This is a genomic window from Methylocaldum sp. RMAD-M (assembly GCF_017832375.1).
Classification (GTDB): Bacteria; Pseudomonadota; Gammaproteobacteria; order Methylococcales; family Methylococcaceae; genus Methylocaldum.
Genome location: NZ_JAFIBZ010000012.1, coordinates 1 through 19,610, shown reverse-complemented (window position 1 = coordinate 19,610; position 19,610 = coordinate 1). Strand labels below are relative to the sequence as shown.

Here is a 19,610-nt window from a genome sequence, read left to right as displayed (position 1 = left end):
CGTTAGTCAATGCAGGCGGATCGCATCCGGAACCGCGATGCCACCCACGGCCGCCATCAGTTCCTCGGCGAGTTCGTGAACGGCGCCGACGGCGATGAAAACCAGACGTCCCAGGCGATCGTCGGAGGCACGCTCCGGCAAGGCAACCGGCGGATACAACCGGCCCGTCGCGGCTTGCACGATGACGGGCTCGGACCGGTCGGACAGGCGAACCACTCCCTTCACCCGCACCAGACGGGAACGATGCTGGGCCAAAAGGTCTTCCAGCACGGTTTGCAGGCGCGGCCAGGGAATCGGCGCGCTCAGGTAGAGGGACACGCTGCGGAAACCGTGATCGGGCAACTCCTGACCCGGAGGCAGTCGGCGATTATCTGGCGCAACCGCCGCCAGGACGGTTTCCGGATCGACGGCGCCGCGCACCGCGACGAACCGGGGCGTGGCCGGAGCAAGCTCGTCCAGCCGGGCCGCCAGGTGCGTCATGTGATTCTTGCTTGCCCGATCGGTGTGGGTGAGCACCAGGACATCCGCCCAAGCCACCTGGGCACGGGCCTCGGGAAAACGGTCCAACTGTTCCTCGGCTGCCGGTACCGACACCGTCGCGATCACCGCTTGCAGATGGTAGCGGGAGGCCAGCCAGCGGTCCCGCAGCAGCGTGTCCAGAACGGGTTCGGGGCTGGCGACGCCGCTGGCTTCGATGACGATCCGGTCGAACCGAGGCGAATTGGGGTTTTCCCAAGCCAGCCGGAGGTTTCTGAGTACCGGCGCCAAGGCGCCCCGCACCTGGCAGCACAAGCAACCGCCGGACAGGGTCATGAGCGGGATGTCCTGGCGCCCGATTAAGACCTGGTCCACCGGGGTGGCGCCGAACTCGTTGATCAGCACCGCCGTGCGTGGCGCCTGACTGAGCAGGCGGTTGAGCAGCGTGGTCTTGCCGCTGCCGAGAAAGCCGGTCAGAACAATGACGGGTAGCGGGGTGTTGGGGTTTAGCGGCATGTTTGCACCGCTGCTGGCCGGTTCGAAACGGGAACCGCCCGAAAACGTTCCGCATCCTTGAGGGCGAAGTCCACGTCGTTTACTTTGAAGTGATCGAGGGACAGGCTGTAGAAGCGGTCGAAATGAGCTTTGACGGAGCGCTCGATGCGGTGGTCGTATCCGGGCTGAACCATCTGAGCCATCCCATGGACCCGCTCGACCACTTCGCCGTCCCGCACCACCACGCGCCCGTTTTTCAATACCAGCGCGGCGTCGGCGAACATGGCGCGCGGGTCGGACCGCGGCCGATAAACGGCGATATCGGCGACGGCGCCGGGGGCGAGATGGCCCCGGTCGCCAAGTCCCAGCAAACGGGCCGGGGCGGCGCGGGTCATGATCGCGATTTCAGGGAGCGAAAACTCCCGCTTCAGCTCCGGCAAGAGGGTCAGCGCCAAGGCTTCCTGATTAAGCCGTGCCATGCAGGACTGGCGATAGTCGGCGTCCATGAGCAGGCGGATCAGTTCCGGATAGGCGGTGAAGGGCGCGCCGTTGGGATGATCGGTGGTGAAGAACACCCGCCAGGGATCTTCCGCCAGCAGGAAGATTTCCAGGCCGATGGCCCACTGTAAGGTGTTGACGAAGCTTTTTTCCCTGTAGCGGTAGGGCACGATGCCGCCCGCACCGTCGCATTCGGCATCCCACATCACCCATTTGCCGGGGCTGGCATCGTCCCGGCGGCTGTATTGAGCGGTGACATCACCGGAAATCGTCACGGTCCGGCCGAACAGTACCTGGCCGACGTCCATCGTGATATTCGGATGGCGGCGGAAGGCTTCCATCAGGCGCGCCGCGCCCGAGGAAAAGCCTTTGGCGCCCTCCTGTCCGTAGCCGTAGAACTGGATGTGCGCCAAGTGCATGGGCAAGCCTTGCGCGGCTTCCATGGTGGCGACGGCGGTGTCCACGTTGCCCGGCATCCCCAGGTTGTTGCAGTGGACATGGACGGGATGCGGAATGCCCAGATCGCACACCGCACGCTGCAGGGCTTGCAGGATATGCCGGGAACTCACGCCGTAGAACGGCACCACATCATCCAGATCAAAACACCGCACATTCCATTTGAAGGCATTGGCCCCGCCGGCGTTGATGACCTTCAGGCCCAGGCAGCGGGTGGCGTTCAAGGTCCAGGCCACGTAATCGTCGACTTGCGCCTGGCTGGCCTTGTCGCGCAGCAGCCGCAACAGGAAATCGTCGCTGCCGAGGATGGCCAGGCCGGCCGTGTCGATGATCGGAATATCCGCCATTTGTAAGTGGGCATCCAGGGCGTTGGCCGGCAACACCGCCGGTTCGACCACGGTGGTGTAGCCCATTCGGGCGTAGCGGTAGCCGGTGTCCGTGCTCGACCATTTAGCCGTGCTGAACGGGTGGCCGAACCGTCGGGCCATGACATTGCGGTGCTGTTCCGGCAGCAGCACGCGGGCGGTGTTGACGTTGCCGCCCGCAATGTGGCTGTGGATGTCGATGGCCCCGGCCATGACGATATGTCCGGAGATGTCGTGAACCGTGTCGACTCGCACGCCGGGACCGGGGTCGGAGACGATAAGGCCGTCCCGCACGAACAAGTCGCGGATTTCTCCCGCGAGCCCTTGGGTTGGGTCGTAGATCTCGCCGCCCACCAATTTGATCAGCATGGTTCGGCGCTCACAGCAGATCCAGGGTCAATAGGAGACGGCGCGGTTCCGCCGGCGTCGGCTTGGGCGAGCGGTGCACCAGCCCGTGGCCCTTGTTGCCCTCCCACTTGCCGCCTTTCATCAGCCCGACCGCATAGGGCGGCATGGCGTGGATCGCGGTTTCATCCAGAATCAGCCCGGACTCCTCGTCGGGCAACCCTTGCGCACCGGGTCCCAGCTTGGTCCGGTCCACGCAGTCAGCCGGCAGCCACTGGGTGCCGACGCCGCCGTAGGTGCAGACCAGACGAGCGGGCACATGATCGACGTGGAAGCGCGGACACATGGGCTTGGCCAAGGTGCGAAGGCGGAGGCCCGCCAGCTCGGATTCGAACAAGTCGTAATAGGCGCCGGTCAAGCGGGCGACATCGCGCCACCAGTCGTCATGCCCCGAAATGTGCTTGCACTCCGGCAACAGCGAGCCGAAATCGAAATGCTCGAAACGAATTTCTTCGGCCAGTTCGATTTCAATCGGGCTTCGCAGGAGTTCGGTAACAAACCTCCGAAGCGGCTCCTCGGGTTGCCTGTGAATCAGGCACAGGCTCACCCCAGGCTCGTAAATGCGGGCGAGGTCGGCCAGATCGTTCGACTGGACGGCGAAAGAAACGTTTTGAGCGGGTTCGATCCGGTTGGCGGATGCGGTCATGGAACCTCCTTATCCGGGTAACAACAGGTTTTCGAAAACGACGATGCCTTGCATGAAGCCGATCCCGAGGCCGAAGGTGGTCGCTTGTCCGACCAGGCCGGGCAGGGTGGGAATTTCGTGCAGGGCGGGAATCAGGTCGGAGCCGGCGATATAGATGAAACCGCCGGCGGCGAGGGGCAGCAGCAGGATCAGGGAGGACTCGGCCGCCTGACCCAGGGCCAGGGTGAAAACGACGCCAGCCATTACCGTCAGCGAGCAATAAAAGTTGTAGAGCACGGCCTGCCGCGGAGTGTAGCCGCCGTAGACCAAGGCGCCCACGTCGCCCAATTCCTGGGGGACTTCATGGGCCACGATGGCGAAGGTGGTGGTGAAGCCGAGGATCGGATCGGCCAGGAAGCTGCCGGCAATCAGGATGCCGTCGACGAAGTTGTGGATGGCATCGCCGATCAGGTTCATTCTGGCCAGGGGCCGAATATCTTCGGAGCCGGTATCGAGCGCGAAACGATGGTCATGGCGCCAGCGCACCGCTTTCTCCAGCAGGAAAAAGACGAATACGCCGACGAGGGCGGTCATGCAGACCGTCGACACCGAGCCGTGGCGCGCGGCCGCATCGGGAATCAGATGGATGAAGGCATCGCCCAGCAATACGCCCACCGCCAGGGAGACCAGATTAGGCACTATGGCCGCCAGCCGTTCCGGCTTTATCCACAGGACGAACAACCCGCTGAACGAGACCAGGCTGACCGTCAGTCCCGCGGCCAAGGCATAGATCGCGGTGACCCAGTCGTTCACGCGTCCGCCTCGTCCTGAGGCCACGCCGGGAAACGGTCTTCGCAGGCTCGCCAGACCTCGGAGCCGACGTCAGCCACCGTGACCAGCGTAGCGGATCGCGCCATGGCGGAGAGGCTTGCGCCGTCCTCGCCGCGAAAGGTGAATGCCGCGTCGGTGGGCAACGGTCCTGCGATACCTGCGGACCGATCACACGCATTCTTGTGTTTCATTCTGCGGGCCTCCATGCCCCCAAATTCGCTCCGGGCGAATTTGTCGATCGCCGGGTAGCCGAAGCGCCTCTCGTGCGGCAGTCGTCCGACCTCGCGTCGGTCGTTGACGATCACCGCCACCAGGCGCTTTTCCCGATTGGACAGAAGGTGATTGAGCAGGGTTGTCTTGCCAGGTCGAGCGAAACCCGACAATACGGTAACGAGCAGTTTGCGCGGCAAGTGATCCGAGTTGGCTGTACGCATCGACGACTGAAGAGTCATATAAAATGTTATAGCGTTACATTATTTGGAAATGAGGCGCACGTTACTCCGTTGGTTCCGGGACTTAAGGGCTTGTTTGCGTCAACAGCTGAAACGATCACCGCTTTCCACGCAGCTGTTCGGCGGGGATGGCCCGGTTGCGACAGCCAGCGTGGTAGGTATGGGAGGATGAAACAGTTCCATGGGCGGCGAAACAGGGGTTGACATCATGGATCGATCACGTCCTGCCCAGATCAATGATGTGACTATATAACATAACTGATCTGGGCCGCAAGCTCATGGATCTATGTTGCGGCTACTGGCCGGCGTCAAGGCGGATGTCATCCTCGGATGACTCCGCCGAGGAGGGCCTCTGCATTCTTGAGTAGCCTGGGCCAGGAGTCACTGCTGGCCTCGACCGTGACATGAACCAGCTCCTGGTGAACGCGTAATAGCCCTCTGAAGTACTCCGGGTGAATATCCTCTCCCATGGCCAGGTTGCCGATGCAAGCGAACTTGCCTTTGCCGACGCGCCAAATGTGAAGATCGCAAATTTCGGCCTGGATCGGGCTTGCTTCTATGATCGCGCGGATTTCCGCCGTCACCGGGGCGTCCATTTCGCCATCGAGCACCGGACGGGTGGGCTCCTCGGGTTTTTGGCCGCAGGCGACCGCTAGCATCGCCGTTCCGACCCATACGATCCACGCTGAGATGGGGACCCGGCCCTTCTGATGCGTTCATCAGAGACCTCCCGTCTCATCGTTCGGGAGGAGTTCGTAGCTGACGACCCGGTGGACCGGATCCACCTGGAGGCGAAAGGCCGGCCCGCCGAGGACCCGCAAGGCGTCCTGCACGGTGAGCGGTCCGAGATGGCGCTGGACATCGGGAACCGTCTGATTCAGCAGCACCTGCACCTTTGGGCCGTGTTCATCGGGATCGGCAAGCCGATACCCGGAATGCCGCAACAGATACTCCGCCGCGTCCCTGACCGTAAAAATGTCCCGCGGGAGGCGGACATCGATGACCATGAGAAGCGGATTGACCTGTTCGGCGCTGGGCCTCGCCGTCACCACCGAGTAGCGCCCGGTTTGGACCCGGATCGGATCAAGGGTCTTCACCTGACGGTTCCCGGAGGCTACCGGATTCGCTTGGGCATCAGGACGATTCTCTACCGGTTTTGCAGGTGGTCCGGACAGACGCTTCGTGTGTCTGGCACAGCCGGATAACGTCAGGATGAGCGCGAGGATCGGAAGCAGTGTGGGGTAGGGGAGCTGTCGCATCGGCGGTCCGTATCGATGATGTGGCGCCGATGGTGCAAGCATTATCCGGTGGACTCAAACGGAAACCGTTCATCGATTTGTGGGCGGTTTGGCTACAGGCGTTTCCATATTCCAATTCCATTTGTTGGAGGACGGGTACCCTTTCCATTCAAGCCCTGTCCGGTCCTTTTTCCCTTCTTTTCCGGACCTTTTGGCTCTTTACCGTTTGTTTTGTCGAACATCCTATTGGTCGGTAAGGTGTGATTGTATTTTCAAGATGGGTGAAGCCTATGCCTATTTCGGTCAGACTCGATCCGGCGTTGGAGGCGCGGCTGGATCAGGAAGTCCGGCGCCTCGGCGTCACCAAGTCGGAATTCGTCAAGGATGCGCTTGAGCGGGTTTTAGGGCTCAAGAGCCCGGCAAGCCTGTTGCAACAGGTCAGGAGCGGCACTCCGACGGGCGTTCCAGCGTGTCGGAAGACGTCTCAGCCAAAGTGAAGGCCAAGTTGCGCGCGAAGCGTTCTGATTGATGCCGGTCTGCCAGTGTACCTTTTGCGGTGAGCGAAGCGCGTTTTCAGGAATGACTGGTTATCGGCAACTTGTGGTCGCACAACATCTGTCCCCACATTGAAATTCTTTTCGGTGCCACATTTGAAGAATCGCTAAAAAGCCTTCGCGAGAGTCAACGGGATCCAGTTAAAGCCTCGGATCGACCGGTTCCGACTCCAGCGCCAGCACGCCGAACACGCATTCGTGTACCCGCCTTAGCGGCTCTCCTGCGACGAAGCGTTCCAAAGCCTCCAGCCCCAATGCAAACTCCCGGACGGCCAGCGCCCGTTTGCCGGACAGGGCGCGTCTGCGTAGCCGCTGGAGATTGGCCGGTTGGGTATATTCCGGACCATAGATAATGCGCAGGTAATCCCGGCCGCGGCATTTCAGTGCCGGCTGAACCGGTTTGCCGGAAAGCTTCGGTATGAAGTCCACCGGTTTGACGACGATGCCTTCGCCCCCTTCATCGGTGAGTCCGAGCCACCAGTCCTCCAGACCTGCACGGGCAGCGTCGTCGCTCAGATCGATGATCCGGAACGGCGTGGCGAGCAGGAAGCCGTCGCCATGCCGGGAGAGGCGATGTAAAGTTTCCATGTGCCAGACATGGGTGCGGTCGGCGTGTACTTTGCCTTCGGAGGCGAGCAGATGGAAGGGCGCGAGGCGAATGTCGTCCAGCGAATGGACATGCCAGCAGCAGCGCCGGTAGGCATCGACGAAACGCTGGGCATCGCGGGCTCGTTCGGTATAGCGGTCTCGTAACGCCGAAATGTCGAGGCCCCGCGTTTCGGCGGCGGCGATCCATTCCTGGGCCGGACGCAACATCGCCTTACTGGCGGCCCCTACGGCACCGTATTGCCGGGTCAGCAATTCCTTGGCTTTGAGCGACCACGGCATCAGTTCGCAATCGAGAATGAACCAGTCGGTCTGGAACTCTTCCCAGAATCCTGCAGCGCTCAAGGCTTCGCCCAGACGATCGAGTACCCCCTTTTCCAAGTCGGGCTCGTTGAAGAAGCGCCGCCCGGTGCGGGTGTAAACGATACCCCGGCCTTCGCCGGCCACTCCGAAACGGCGCAAGACCGCCGCTTCATCCCGGGCAATCGCGACGACAGCACGGGAACCCATGTGCTTCTCCTCGCACACGACGGAACCGACACCGGCCTTACGATAATAGTCCAATGCCTCGCGCGGATGTTCCAGGAAGCCGTCGAGTTCGCTGGTCTCCGAGGGAGACATGGTGGGCGGCAGATAGACCAGCCAACGTGGGTCCGCCGCGAAGCGGGTCATGACTTCCAACGCCGCCGCGGCGTTTTCGGGGCGAGTCGTAACGGTATGTCCTAACCGCGGATGGAGAATGCGTTTGCCGGACACGTCGGCGTAATCGAGCAAATCGTCAGCCGCCTGTTGCAGTGAAAGTGTTTCGGTCTGAGCCGAAAGCAGCGGGCGAACCGGTTCGTAGTAGGTGGCCATCGCCGGCGCGGCGACCAGTTCCTTTTCCGGCCAGCGCAGGGCCGTCAGTTCGCCGCCGAACACGCACCCGGTGTCCAGGCACAAGGTGTTGTTGAACCATTCGGCGCGCGGTACCGGTGTATGCCCGTACACCACGGCGGCACGTCCGCGGTAATCGGCTGCCCAGTTGTAACGGACGGGTAGTCCATATTCGTCGGTTTCGCCGGTGGTCTCGCCGTACAGGGCGAACTCGCGAACCTTGCCGGACCCACGGCCGTGCATGGTTTCGGGAAGACCGGCGTGGGCAACCGCCAGCTTGCCCCCGTCAAATACGTAATGGCTGATCAGGCCGTCCAGGAATTTTGCGACCGTGTCCCGGAATTCCGGAGTTTCGCTTTCCAGTTGTGCCAGCGATTCAGCCAGGCCATGGGTCTTCTGGACCTGACGGCCGCGCAACGCCCTGGCCAGCTTCAAGTCGTGATTGCCGACTACGCAGTAGCCGTTGCCGTTTTCCACCGCCCCCATCGCCAACCGCAATACGTCGGGGATGTTGGGGCCGCGATCCACCAGATCTCCGACAAAAACCAGCTTGCGTCCTTGCGGATGAAATACGGCGATATTGTCGCCGTCGCGGCGCACTTCGTAACCCAAGCGGGTGAGCAGCTGCACCAGTTCGTCGTAACAGCCATGCACGTCGCCGATGATGTCGAACGGTCCCGTCTCGGTCTTGCGGTTGTTCCACAGGGGTTGACGGTGAATCTCCACGCTGTCGGCCTCTTCTGGAGTGCGCAGCCGGTACACGTAGCGGAAGCCTTCCCGTTCCAATCCGCGCAGCGAGCGGTTCAGGGCGGCGGCCTGATTGCGGACGACGTGGGGACCGAACGACCGGTCCGGCCGTTCGGCGTTGCGCTCATGGCAGACATGCTCCTGCATGGCCATGACGATGGCCACGGGCAAGCAGTGGTATTCCCTAGCGAGCACCACCAGAGGCTTGCGATCCTCGGCCCGGACGTTGGTGGCGTCCACGACCGCGAGACGTCCCCTTTTCAGGCGTTTGCCGACCACGTAATGAAGGATGTCGAAGGCATCGCCGGTCGCCGACTGGTCGTTTTCATCGTCGGCCACCAAACCCCGGCAGTAATCCGATGAAATCACCTCGGTGGACAGAAAATGCTTCCGGGCGAAGGTGGATTTACCGGATCCGCTTGGACCGATCAACACCACCAGGGACAATTCGGGAAGCGTGATCTTCATGCCGCCTCCCGCTCGAACACAGCCATTTGCGTCGGTGCACCCAACTCGGGGTCGATCTCGCCGATAGGTTGGAAACGCACTTGATAGCCATGATGGTCGGCCACGCGCCGGCCCCAGGACTGGAACTCCGTCGGCGTCCACTCGAACCGATGGTCGTGATGGCGCAATCGTCCCGCCGGGAGGGTTTCGTAGCGGATGTTGTATTCCACGTTAGGCGTGGTCACGATGGCGATGCGCGGCCGGGCACAGCCGAACAGCACTTTCTCGAAAGCTGCCAGACGCCCCAAGTCCAAGTGCTCGATCACTTCGATGGCCAAGGCGGCATCGAACCCTTCGATGCGCGCATCTCGGTAAGTCAGCCCGCCGTGAAGCAGCGTAATCCGATCCCGTACCCGCGGCGGCAACCGGTCCAGGTTCAGACGCTTCGCGGCGATTTCCAACGCGCGGATCGACACGTCGAGGCCGACCAGTCGGCCGATGCGACTGTCCTTCAACAACCGGGATAGCAACTTCGCCTCGCCACATCCCAAATCGACCACGGACTCTGCTTCGGCAGCATGCAGAACCTCCAACACGGCGCGAATACGAGCCTCATTGAGGGACAGGGGGGACTCGACCGCCGCCTCTTCCGAAGTGATGAAGGCCATATCGTTCACCGCCATATTTCCAACCTCCGTGACCGGACCATTCGGTTCGATGCCGTCGTCCTCTTCGGGCACATCGAGTCGGGAAAGGGCTTCCAGAGCCAGGCTGCGCTGGTGACGCAGATAGCGGCGGGCGATCAGTTCCTTCTCCGGGTGCGTGGCCAGCCAGCTTGCACCATGGCGCAGCAGTTTTTCCAGCTCATCCTGACCGACCCAGTAATGCTTCGTGTCGTCCAGGACCGGCAGTAGCACATACAAATGCGACAGGACGTTCTTGACGGTCGTGCAGGCGGCAAGGGTCAGCGCCACATAAGGACTGTCCCCCCACTCCGGGAAATGTTCGTCGAGGGGCAATCGGGTCGCTTCCACCTCATAGCCGAGCGGCTCGAATAGAGCGTGAATCAATCCGGTTTCTCCCCGGACCGATACGGCAGGCAGCTTTACATTCAGCGATAACCGTTGCTCCACCAGGTCCGGCCGGGCATTGCAGCGGCCCTGCAAGGCCGAGGAATACACCTCGCCGATGGCCACCGACAGGAATGAAGAAGCGGTATAGGGGCGATCGTTGACGTATTGGTCCAGCAGCCCGCGGCTTGCCTGCGTCTTGCCCCGCACCAGCCCCACCGGATCGACCGCCACCAACAAGCACGCGGTGCAGCGGTCGGGTGATGCCTCTGGATAAAACACGTGGGCCTCGCCGAAGCTGAGGGAAAACGTCTGCACCCTGTCCGGATGCTTATGCAGCAGAAATCCCAGATCCGTTGCGGGCGACTGGGTGTTGGTGAGGGTCAGGAGCATGAAGAGCTTCCATGGTGAGGGGCATGATCACATCCATCCATCAGGGCGGAAGCGGAAAACGTCGACGCCAAAATCGACCGTATCATCCGTGTAACGATGGAGTCAGCGATTTGAGTTTAGCACGCGAAAGTGCAGAACGAGGTTTCACGGGGGGGCGACAGATTAAGGGCAACTTGAAAGGCAGGTATGCCTTTTACAACTGTCACTCAGATTTGGATCGTTGAGGTCCGCCCTTGACCAAATTTACAATTCGAACAGGGCTTCGTGAAGTCGACATTCTAGCTGGCTGATGCTCAAACGCGAACGGTAGAAATGGCCGTTAAGCAATCATTGGGCGCGCTATATATCTGTCCGGCGGCAGTTCGGCCGAAGCAGCCATTCGGCTCGCTCAATACCGCTTATTCATGAGCGTCCGCTTCCTTTGAGGCCGAGCGAGTGCTTCGTGCCAACCCCTGCGGTTCGACCATACGTGGACCCGATGGCGGCTTCCGAGCGGTCTTACGTACCCGCGCACCATTGGGCAAGTCTCGGCCGAAAGCGAGCGTTCGGCGCAAATTGGCAGGGACGTGGGCCGTGAGCCTCAAAGTGCCGCGAGCATTTCCACCAAAGCTCTGAGCCCGATCACTTCAACATCCGCCTTGATGGGATAGCGGTCGCTACCTCCATACACGACAATACGTCGATCCGGCCGCAGATCATCGCAGGCGATCTGGAAGCCTTTTTCCAACTTTGGAGACAGACCTCGCTTGATTTCGATAGCCCACAGGCCTTGGCCCGGCATCTCCAGTAGCAGATCGATCTCGGCGCCGACGGCGGTGCGGTAAAAGCTTGGCAGTGTTTGCTCCGGTGCAGCCGCGAGCAGATTTTCGATGACAAAACCTTCCCAACTCGCGCCAACAGCGGGATGGCCACTGAGCGCGTTATAGTCCGTCAACCCCAGCAGGGCATGGGCTATGCCGCTGTCTCGAAGATACACCTTTGGGGACTTGACCAGGCGTTTGCCAAGATTGGCGTGGAACGGCCGCAGGCGGCGGATCAGTAACAGATCGACCAGTAAATCGATGTAGCGTGTTACGGTTTGCGCGCTGATCATCAGGGAGGTGGCAAGGCGCGAGGCATTCAACAGGTCGCCCTGCTCATAGGCCAACATCGTCCACAGGCGCTCGAGGGTCTCCGCCGGTACCCGTGGACCGAATAGCGGAATTTCCCGCTCCAGATAGGAACGGATGAAATCCCTGCGCCAACGCAAGCTTTTCCGATCGTCCGCCGCGAGAAAGCTGTTGGGAAATCCACCCCGCACCCATAACCGAGCGACGTCTTCGCCATTGCCGGCCGAGGTTTCCAGAATATCGAATGGCCCCATATTGACGTAAGCGATCCGGCCCGCCAAGCTCTCGCCGGATTGGCGGAGCAAGCTCAGGGAGGCAGACCCCAGAATCAGGAAGCGCCCGGTTCGATAGCCGCTGCGGCGTCCCTCATCGATCAGTCCGCGCAGGCTCTGGAACAAATCCGGCATTCGATGGATCTCGTCCAGAACAACCATGCGGTCCCGGACGTTTCGCAGGAATAATTCCGGATCGGTCAATTTGGCGCGGTCTTCCCGTGACTCCAGATCCAGGTAGACGGAAGGACGCTCCTGCGCCAGGGTCAAGGCCAAGGTGGTCTTGCCGACCTGGCGGGGGCCTATCAAGGCGACGGCGGCCTGGTCGCTCAGGGCTTCTCTTACGATGGGCAGAATACGGCGAGCAATCATCCTTGCATATTATCCATCATGTGGATGATATACAAGGTTTGATAAACTATTGGCGAGCCATGATCTGACGAGATCAGTTGGATCGAAGCCGCTTTCTAGTCCCCAACAACTCAAACTCGCCTCCTACGACCGGTTCTTTCCCAACCGGGACACCATGCCGAAAGGCGGCTTCGGCAACAATACCTCGATCCTGGTGCATCGCAATGAACTGAAAATCGCGTTGGCGCCCGCCTCGATAGAGCCAAGCATGAGTTCAGATGGATTTCCGATAGCCACCGAAGTGCCCTATACGGCCAGAAACAGAGGTTGCTCTCACCGTCTGAAATTTGGCCTCAACGACCATTCGTCTTGACCGATACCGGTCGTTCACGAATGTCCCCTTCCTTCAAACTCGAGCGAGCAGTACGCGCCCTTAGGATACAGTCGAGTAAATTTCTTGAGAGACCGTGTATGGACCGGAAATTAAAGGGAAACCCGCCGCTCACGCTGTGGAGTGCCCAACTTTGCCGAATAGTCCCCTTTGTACTTGTAGGCACAAGATGGCCGCGGTTATGGCTAGCATCCAACGTCCACCCATCTCGTTAAAGATCATCCACGTCAACGTCAGGGGTTCATTGCGCACCACATGGGCCTGTTGCGCCATGTCCTGAAGCTGGATTTCCAGCGTTCCCAGCAATACAAAAGGGCCGGTGAGGCCGACGATGAATATCGACGTCGGCACACCCAATACCAGCAACACCGCGCGTTCGACCCAGCGCCGCGTGGGCCAGGCCATCAGGAGGGACCCTTCGATGACCACCGGAACCAGGGTATGCATCAGATGGGTTCCGGTCGTTACTGCCAGGCCCGCCGGAATCTGTTGGCCGCCGCCCAAGGGCAACGGCTGCAACAGCCAGGCTTCGAGCTGGATGAGGACATCGTGATTGTCCGCGACCAGTTTGAGCGACGGTGCGTATTCGGGGGCAACCGACAGGATGACGAACCGGAACAGCGGCAACATCAGTTCCGCCAAGGGTGCGCTGAGATAGATTCCCAAGGCCGACAATCCGAGCCAGGCCGCCACGGCTTTCGCGGAGAGCTTGAGCCAATCAGCGCGCTGCATCGGCGGATCGCAAGGCGCCCGCCGCCCACCCGGCGAAGAACAGGCAACCGATCACGATGATCAAGGTCGGCGCGAGATAGGTGTGGATCAACTGGAACCAGTCGCGATAATGGGCGATGACGAAATACAGCCCGCTGATCCGGATCAGGTTGAGGCCATACATCAACGAAACGCCCAAGCCGATCCCGATCCATTTGCGCGTGATCGTAGAAGGGAAAGCCAAGATGGCCGAGATCACCAGAAACAACGCGCCCGCGCCGTCGCAGCCTCGGACGATTTCCAGGTCGGCCTGTGGCGACACCAGCCGATTCTGAACAGCCGACACCCGTTCCGTGGGCGCGAGCAGATTGATCAGGTCCGCGCAAAGCGTACCCAATCCCCGGTGATACAGCTCTCTGAACACGTCATCGGGTATTTGGAAATAGGCGTAGTGGAACGCCCCATACCATCCGAGGAAGAGCAGCAGTTGAAACCACCCAGGCGAATACATTGAACGTTCGTAAGACCGAAGCGTTGTCATGGCAAGACTCTAAGAAGAAATGGATCGGGAGCCTGAATGGCGTCGCAGATGTCACCGGCGAACTGGCACTCCGCAGGGGTGGAATCATCGATGCGGTTGCGTAAAGCCTGCGACTGGTGACTCGCATTGGGGCTGTCCAAGGACAGGGGGTTGTAGAGGTTCGTCCGATAGCTCAAGGATAACGCCGTCCGGTTAGTTGCTTTAATACGGCAATGGACGCTATCGAACTCACACCTGCGTGAATTTCCTCCGCTTTAATACACCCTCGATAACCGACGCAACGTAGCGAGATCGGGTTGTATTATCGGCACGGCACCGGTTTAACAGTTCGATTGCCATATCAGCTGCTTCTTTGCCTTGGCTTAACGAAAAAAGCGCCATTGCCGGTTCAAGGTAATCTGGATATCGCTTGAGCAATACTCGACATTCGTCTGGGTCAAATGCATCACCCCGATCAGCCCAGGCAATATACCTCGTCCAAAATAACACCTCGGGGCACTCGGGGAATCGCTCCCTTGCTGTGTTTAGAAGCTGAGCCAGCCGGGTGCCCGCATTTGCAATGAAGGGCTGAGACAGCCGATGAGCCAAAGAAAACCCATAGTCGGTTGACTGCCAATAAAGCACTAAAAGATTTACTATTGCGACTAAATCATTGGCATCGTGAGCTAACGCGCTTTCGTATTCATCCGCAGCTCGTTCAATCTGCCCGTTCCGATCCGCCTCTAGTGCTTTAGACAAAGTCATCGGAGTGCTCCAGCAGGGTTTATGCCCGCGTTCTTAACCAACGTAGAGCTTATCTACCAAAGCCTCAAGCTTTTTACCGTCTTGATTCAGATCGTAGTTCTCATCGTAACCGCAGACATCAAGCTTATCGTTACATCTATCCCTTAATTCGTCTGCTTGCTCCTCACTTACTGCCCCTCCTTCCACCGACAGTTGCTCTAATACTTGACGCAATTCAGGTGTTAGTTCGAGCGTTGCAAGCATATATCGAACATCTTCGCAGCTTAGCGAAATCATGGGGAACTCTCTAACTGACTTCTTAGTCGAGCAGCTTTGCTCGTAGATGTTGGATTAACAGATATTATTTTTCCTGTCTGTGGGTTGACAACAACTTCACCCATCTCACCTATAAACCGTTGACTTTGCCGACCTAGTTGATCGATTTTCACATCACCGATCTTCAATGGGTTTTTCAATGCATCCAAGATTCCCTGTGGCGAAACCCCTGCTCGGTCACTACCATTTCCTATTGCACGATCAACCCCATGTCCTGTAAAGCCCTCTACCTTCAATCCAGTCTTAGCTACTATCCCCTTTGCCAGCCCGTTAAGTAAATTGCCAACCTTACTTGTCGGTAAGGCAAAGCCAATCGCAATGTCCAACGCCTCCTGTTGAAACTGAACGATTTGGGCTTGCGATATGCGCGCTCCTTCAGTGGGACTGAGTCCGCTCGGATCCACCAAGGTAATCGGATTCCCCCCCGACATAGGCATACAGGTTCAGTCCGCCCTCGAAGCCGATGGGGTCTTCCGAGATGAACCGCCCGACACTGGCATCGTAATACCGCGCCCGCATGTAGTACAGGTTCTGGCCCTCGGCCATCACCCCGACCTGGCCGGCGTATTGGAACGGCTGTGGAACCGTTTCGGTCTGCGCCATCAGCCGGCCGTAGGGGTCGTAGGCGTAGGTGTTGACCGTCTCTTGGCTGGCGTCGGTGAGCGCCACGGTGTGCCCGGTGCCGTCGAAGTGGTAGACGTAAAGGGCGTTGGTTTGGGCCTCGATCAGCGCCGTCAGACCCAGCCCATAGATGTAATACCGGGTGATCTGGTTGCTGGCGTTGGCTTCGGCCAAAAGATTGCCCACCGCGTCGTAGACGTATTTCGTGACGGTGCCATTCCTTGTTGCCTTGATCCGATTGCCGATCCCGTCGTAGGTGTAAGCTTGTGGTACCTCGGGCCGATCAGGTGGTAAAAGCCGTAGCTGTCCTGTAAGCCGCCGCCGATGATCATCTCGGGGTTGTGGTTAGTTCTGTATAACGCGTTGGCTACGGCATGCGGTCGTTTTTAGGGGCTGTATTTTTGGTCTTTGGCCTAATTGTTTGCAAGCCATATAAACCAAAAGCTACTACGGCAAAATAGGCAATAAATCTCTGAAAATTGACAGACCCACAATCCTTAGTGCCAACAAAAATCCAAGATATATCATTAGGGAAGAAGCCGTCCAAGTACTCGGTAAGTTCGCTTTCACTAAATAACCTAATCTTATTTCTAGTTGGATTCGGCTGATCTATTATGGCGTATTCAACTGAAGGATGACTTGTCGCGACTTTGACATAAACCCTGGCGGGATCATAGCTATATGCCAGAATTCTGTTCACTCTTACTTCCTCCCCGTTTAGAGTTTTCAACTTATACTCAGATGGAGAGGGCAGTCGTGGATCCCGCGGAGACAATCCTAAATATGGAGTAAGCAATCCAAAGCCGTCAGAATCTACAAGCCAAATAACCCCGTTTTCCCAATCAGGTTTAACGCCATATGGTAGCGCCGGCACGGGCGAATATGACCACGTTAAACCACAATATGCCGCCCGATTTTCTAGCGAGACGATATAGCCAAGTAGCGCAATAATGCCTATAAAATAAAATCTTGCAATCTTTCCTGAAAAAAAAACGCAACCGAACAGTGCAACGCTGATTATGATTGCGATTACTAGATAGAAAATTATCATCGTCTCTACTTATATGGATTTTTGTAGGTATCCTGCCAGGAAAACGGGACATAGGCGTATGGGGTTCCAAACTCCCCACGAGGACCAGCTCCATCGGATGAGAATTGCGTAGGATCCCAAAAACCATCTCTAACGCCCGCTGTAAAAGTTGTGGTGCAGGAATTGCCGCTACATACGGTATTATAATCTACGGGCGTTTTTCCTACGTGATATACCGACCATGTCATATCAACCTGATAGTTCCCAGATAAACTAGAAGTTGCTCCTGTTTGTATCCTGTTCAAACGGTAAAGTTGCTCAGGGCTATTTTTTATTAGCGTTTGGGTATTCTGCCCTAAATCGGCCGGGGCTCCGTTTCCAGTTAGGTAGTAACTAAGAGCCTCGAAAGTATTGTCAACTGTGACAAGCCCAGTCGGATCCACCAGGCTGATCGGATTCCCCCCGACATAGGCATACAGGTTGAGTCCGCCGTCGAAGCCGATGGGGTCTTCCGAGATAAACCGCCCAACACTGGCATCGTAATACCGCGCCCGCATGTAGTACAGGTTCTGACCCTCGGCCATGACGCCGACCTGGCCGGCGTATTGGAACGGCTGTTGAACGGTCTCGGTCTGCGCCATCAACCGGCCGTAGGGGTCGTAGGCGTAGGTGTTGAGGGTCTCTTGGCTGGCGTCGGTCAAGGCGACGGTGTGCCCGGTGCCGTCGAAGTGATAGACGTAAAGGGCGTTGGTCTGGGCCTCGACCAGGGCGGTGAGCCCGAGGCCGTGGATGTAGTACCGTTTGATGGTGTTGTTTTGGTCGGCCTCGGCCAGGAGGTTGCCCGCGGCGTCGTAGACGTATTTCGTGACGGTGCCGTTCCGCGTCGCCCGGATCCGGTTGCCGACCCCGTCGTAGGTGTAGCTCGTGGTGCCGCGGCCGGTCAGGCGGTGGGCGGGGTCGAAGCTGAAGGTGGTCGCGCCGTTGCTTTGCAGCTGGCCCTCAAAGTCGTAGCTGTAGGGGGTGGCGGCGCCGTCGAGCTGGGTGCCGGTCAGCCGGGTCTTCGGCGTGTTGTAGCTGTAGGTCCGGGTGAGATTGATGAGCTGTTCCGGGAGCCTGGGTTCGGTCACCAGGGCCTTCGTGCGGTTGCCGTTGGCGTCGAGGGTGTATTGGTATTGAGCCAGGGTCTGGCCGTTGGCGGTGTGGGTCAGCTGGGTCAGGCGGTCGGCAGCGTCGTAGCCGTAGGTCGTCTGGCTGCCGTTGAACCGATTCGTTTGGGTCAGCCGGCCGGCGGCATCGTAGGTGTAGCTTTCGGTCTGGTTGAGCCCGTCGAGGGTGACGGTCTGCAGCCGGTTCAGGGCATCGTAGGTGTAGCTCACGGTCTGGTTGCCGGGATAGGTGAGCCGGGTGAGGTTGCCGGCGTCGTCGTAACCGTACCGGACCTCGAAGCCGTTGGGATCGGTGTGGGCGGTGAGGCGGCCGGCGGCATCATAGGTGTTGCTGGTCGTCCCGCTCGGATCGGTCATGCCGGTCAGGCGGTCCAGCGCGTCATAGGTGAAGCTGACCGTCTGGTTGCCGGGGTAGACGATCTGGGCGAGCTGGCCGCTTGGGGTGTAGCTCGTCGTGACGGTATCGCCGTTGCGGTCGGTGTGGCTATTGAGACGCCCGGCGTTGTCGTACCCCGAGGTGTTGAGCTTCCCTAAGGGATCGGTGCGCTGGATGAGCAGACTCCGTTTGTCGTACTGGAATTGGGTGACGGCCCCGGCCGGGTCGGTGAGGCTTAAGAGCCGGCCGATGGCGTCGTACTGGGTGGCGACAGCAGGATGCGTGCCGGTCTTCGCGGTGGCCGGATGGCCGTTGCCGTCGTAGGTGTAGTGGGTGACGGCGTTCTTGGCGTCGGTGCGGCTTTGTACCAAGCCGGCCGCGGTATAGGCCGTAGTAGTCTCTTGGCCCAAGGCGTTGCGCGCGGCGATGGGGTGGTGCTCGGCGTCATAGTCGATCTCGGCCGCGTGGCCCAGGGCGTCGGTGACCCGGATCAGGCGCTGCTGGGCATCGTAGGTGAAGCCGGTGGCCTGGTTCAAGGCGTTGACGGACTGGACCCGGTTGTGCTGGCCGTCGTAGCCGTGCTGGGTGGCGTGGCCCAGGGGATCGGTCTGTTGGACGACATGACCCTGGCCGTCGTAGCGGGTCCTCGCGATCTGGCCCAGGGCGTTTTCGACGGCGATCGTGCGGCCGGTGTCGTCGTAGGTGTAGGTGGTGCGATGGCCCTCGGGGTCTTCCTCCGACGATGACAGGCCGGTGTAGTGGAATCGGTACAGCGCGGAGCCGGTCTGCCGCGGAGAGGTCTGCTGGATGACCCGGTGGTGGTCGTCGTAGACGTTGCTGACGATGACGCTGTTGACCGGATCGGTCACCGTCACAATCTGGTGATTGGCGTCATAGCCGTATTGCCACAGCTGGTTCTCGGCATCGCGGAATTGGGTCAGGTCGTCGCCGGTGTAGCTGTAGCTGACGCTCCGGCCCTGGTTGTCGGCCACCTGGGTGAGCCGGCCGTTCGTGTAGGTCAGGGTCAAGGTGCGGTTGTAAGCGTCCTTGACCTGGGTCAGCCGATCGTTGCCGTCATAGGTGAAGCTTAAGGTATTGCCGTCGACGTCGGTCAGCCGCTGGATTCGGTTTTGAGCGTCGAAGGCCAGCACGGTGCCGAAGCGCTCCCTGAGTTCAAAGGTGCCGTCGGCCAGCTGGACCAGCTGGGTGGTGACGCCCGGCGGCGCCACGTAGCTGCCGTCCGGCAGCTGCCGGTAGCTCAAGGATCGGTCGCCGAGACGCACGCTGACGCTGGTGTCCAAGAGTTGATCGGTGGCCCACTGCGCGACCAGGGCGCCAACGGTCCAGGCTTGAAGACTCGGCTGGGTGGGCGCCATCAGGTCGCGGGTCACAACCGCGGCGACGATGAGGGCGGCGGCATCCCGGGGGCTCCTGAGGCCCAGGGCAGTCTT

20 protein-coding genes are annotated in these 19,610 nt (G+C 59.6%); 1 reads left to right on the top strand and 19 read right to left on the bottom strand.

The annotated features are described in order from the left end of the window. Positions 1–6 precede the first annotated feature (6 nt). From JOD69_RS13085 to JOD69_RS13055, 7 genes are all read right to left on the bottom strand, one after another. Positions 7–993, bottom strand: a complete 987-nt coding sequence (locus JOD69_RS13085; RefSeq protein WP_086134212.1) for a GTP-binding protein — start codon at positions 991–993, stop codon at positions 7–9. Then, positions 984–2,660, bottom strand: coding sequence for a formylmethanofuran dehydrogenase subunit A (locus JOD69_RS13080; RefSeq protein ID WP_086134213.1), 1,677 nt, complete (start codon positions 2,658–2,660; stop codon positions 984–986). The genes JOD69_RS13085 and JOD69_RS13080 overlap by 10 nt, the downstream gene beginning before the upstream one ends. 10 nt (positions 2,661–2,670) lie before the next feature. Then, positions 2,671–3,342, bottom strand: a complete 672-nt coding sequence (locus JOD69_RS13075) for a DUF1826 domain-containing protein (RefSeq protein WP_086134214.1) — start codon at positions 3,340–3,342, stop codon at positions 2,671–2,673. 9 nt (positions 3,343–3,351) lie between these two features. Further along, positions 3,352–4,134 carry a ZIP family metal transporter gene (locus JOD69_RS13070; RefSeq protein WP_077732437.1) on the bottom strand — a complete coding sequence of 261 codons (783 nt, stop codon included), beginning with the start codon at positions 4,132–4,134 and terminating at the stop codon, positions 3,352–3,354. Next, the gene (locus tag JOD69_RS24695; protein WP_086134215.1) at positions 4,131–4,604 is read right to left on the bottom strand and encodes a GTP-binding protein; all 474 of its coding nucleotides are present in this window, start codon (positions 4,602–4,604) and stop codon (positions 4,131–4,133) included. Before JOD69_RS24695 ends, JOD69_RS13070 begins: the two co-directional genes overlap by 4 nt. Before the next feature lie 320 nt (positions 4,605–4,924). Next, positions 4,925–5,263: a hypothetical protein gene (locus JOD69_RS13060; protein WP_086134216.1), complete on the bottom strand. Its 339-nt coding sequence runs from the start codon at positions 5,261–5,263 to the stop codon at positions 4,925–4,927. Between the two features lie 60 nt (positions 5,264–5,323). After that, the gene (locus tag JOD69_RS13055; RefSeq protein ID WP_210023981.1) at positions 5,324–5,863 is read right to left on the bottom strand and encodes a hypothetical protein; all 540 of its coding nucleotides are present in this window, start codon (positions 5,861–5,863) and stop codon (positions 5,324–5,326) included. A gap of 269 nt (positions 5,864–6,132) precedes the next feature. Here JOD69_RS13055 and JOD69_RS13050 point away from each other — a divergent pair, with 269 nt between their 5' ends. Further along, the gene (locus JOD69_RS13050) at positions 6,133–6,339 is read left to right on the top strand and encodes a CopG family transcriptional regulator (protein WP_077732441.1); all 207 of its coding nucleotides are present in this window, start codon (positions 6,133–6,135) and stop codon (positions 6,337–6,339) included. A 198-nt stretch (positions 6,340–6,537) separates the two neighbouring features. Here the strand turns inward: JOD69_RS13050 and JOD69_RS13045 are convergent, their stop codons facing one another. The 12 genes from JOD69_RS13045 to JOD69_RS12990 form a co-directional block, all read right to left on the bottom strand. Continuing rightward, the gene (locus tag JOD69_RS13045) at positions 6,538–9,090 is read right to left on the bottom strand and encodes a polynucleotide kinase-phosphatase (protein WP_086134218.1); all 2,553 of its coding nucleotides are present in this window, start codon (positions 9,088–9,090) and stop codon (positions 6,538–6,540) included. After that, entirely contained in the window at positions 9,087–10,532 is a 1,446-nt protein-coding gene (locus JOD69_RS13040) for a 3' terminal RNA ribose 2'-O-methyltransferase Hen1 (protein WP_086134219.1), read from the bottom strand. Before JOD69_RS13040 ends, JOD69_RS13045 begins: the two co-directional genes overlap by 4 nt. Positions 10,533–11,112: 580 nt before the next feature. Then, positions 11,113–12,285 (bottom strand): ATP-binding protein, encoded by a 1,173-nt coding sequence (locus tag JOD69_RS13035; RefSeq protein ID WP_077732626.1) that lies wholly within the window; start codon positions 12,283–12,285, stop codon positions 11,113–11,115. A gap of 481 nt (positions 12,286–12,766) precedes the next feature. Beyond that, positions 12,767–13,387, bottom strand: coding sequence for a hypothetical protein (locus tag JOD69_RS13030; protein ID WP_077732627.1), 621 nt, complete (start codon positions 13,385–13,387; stop codon positions 12,767–12,769). Continuing rightward, entirely contained in the window at positions 13,374–13,877 is a 504-nt protein-coding gene (xrtM, locus tag JOD69_RS13025; RefSeq protein WP_086134220.1) for an exosortase family protein XrtM, read from the bottom strand. Before xrtM ends, JOD69_RS13030 begins: the two co-directional genes overlap by 14 nt. A 26-nt stretch (positions 13,878–13,903) precedes the next feature. Beyond that, positions 13,904–14,083 (bottom strand): hypothetical protein, encoded by a 180-nt coding sequence (locus JOD69_RS13020; RefSeq protein ID WP_139841070.1) that lies wholly within the window; start codon positions 14,081–14,083, stop codon positions 13,904–13,906. Between the two features lie 52 nt (positions 14,084–14,135). Further along, a complete protein-coding gene (locus tag JOD69_RS13015; protein ID WP_086134221.1) occupies positions 14,136–14,651 on the bottom strand; it encodes a hypothetical protein in 516 nt (171 codons plus the stop codon). 33 nt (positions 14,652–14,684) lie between these two features. After that, positions 14,685–14,927 (bottom strand): hypothetical protein, encoded by a 243-nt coding sequence (locus JOD69_RS13010; RefSeq protein ID WP_139841071.1) that lies wholly within the window; start codon positions 14,925–14,927, stop codon positions 14,685–14,687. Further along, the gene (locus JOD69_RS13005) at positions 14,924–15,292 is read right to left on the bottom strand and encodes a hypothetical protein (protein ID WP_139841072.1); all 369 of its coding nucleotides are present in this window, start codon (positions 15,290–15,292) and stop codon (positions 14,924–14,926) included. Before JOD69_RS13005 ends, JOD69_RS13010 begins: the two co-directional genes overlap by 4 nt. 49 nt (positions 15,293–15,341) lie before the next feature. Next, the gene (locus JOD69_RS25080; protein ID WP_348529961.1) at positions 15,342–15,821 is read right to left on the bottom strand and encodes an RHS repeat-associated core domain-containing protein; all 480 of its coding nucleotides are present in this window, start codon (positions 15,819–15,821) and stop codon (positions 15,342–15,344) included. A gap of 133 nt (positions 15,822–15,954) precedes the next feature. Beyond that, positions 15,955–16,638, bottom strand: a complete 684-nt coding sequence (locus JOD69_RS12995; protein ID WP_139841073.1) for a hypothetical protein — start codon at positions 16,636–16,638, stop codon at positions 15,955–15,957. 5 nt (positions 16,639–16,643) lie between these two features. Then, positions 16,644–19,535 (bottom strand): RHS repeat domain-containing protein, encoded by a 2,892-nt coding sequence (locus JOD69_RS12990; protein ID WP_210023980.1) that lies wholly within the window; start codon positions 19,533–19,535, stop codon positions 16,644–16,646. Between the last annotated feature and the right edge of the window lie 75 nt (positions 19,536–19,610).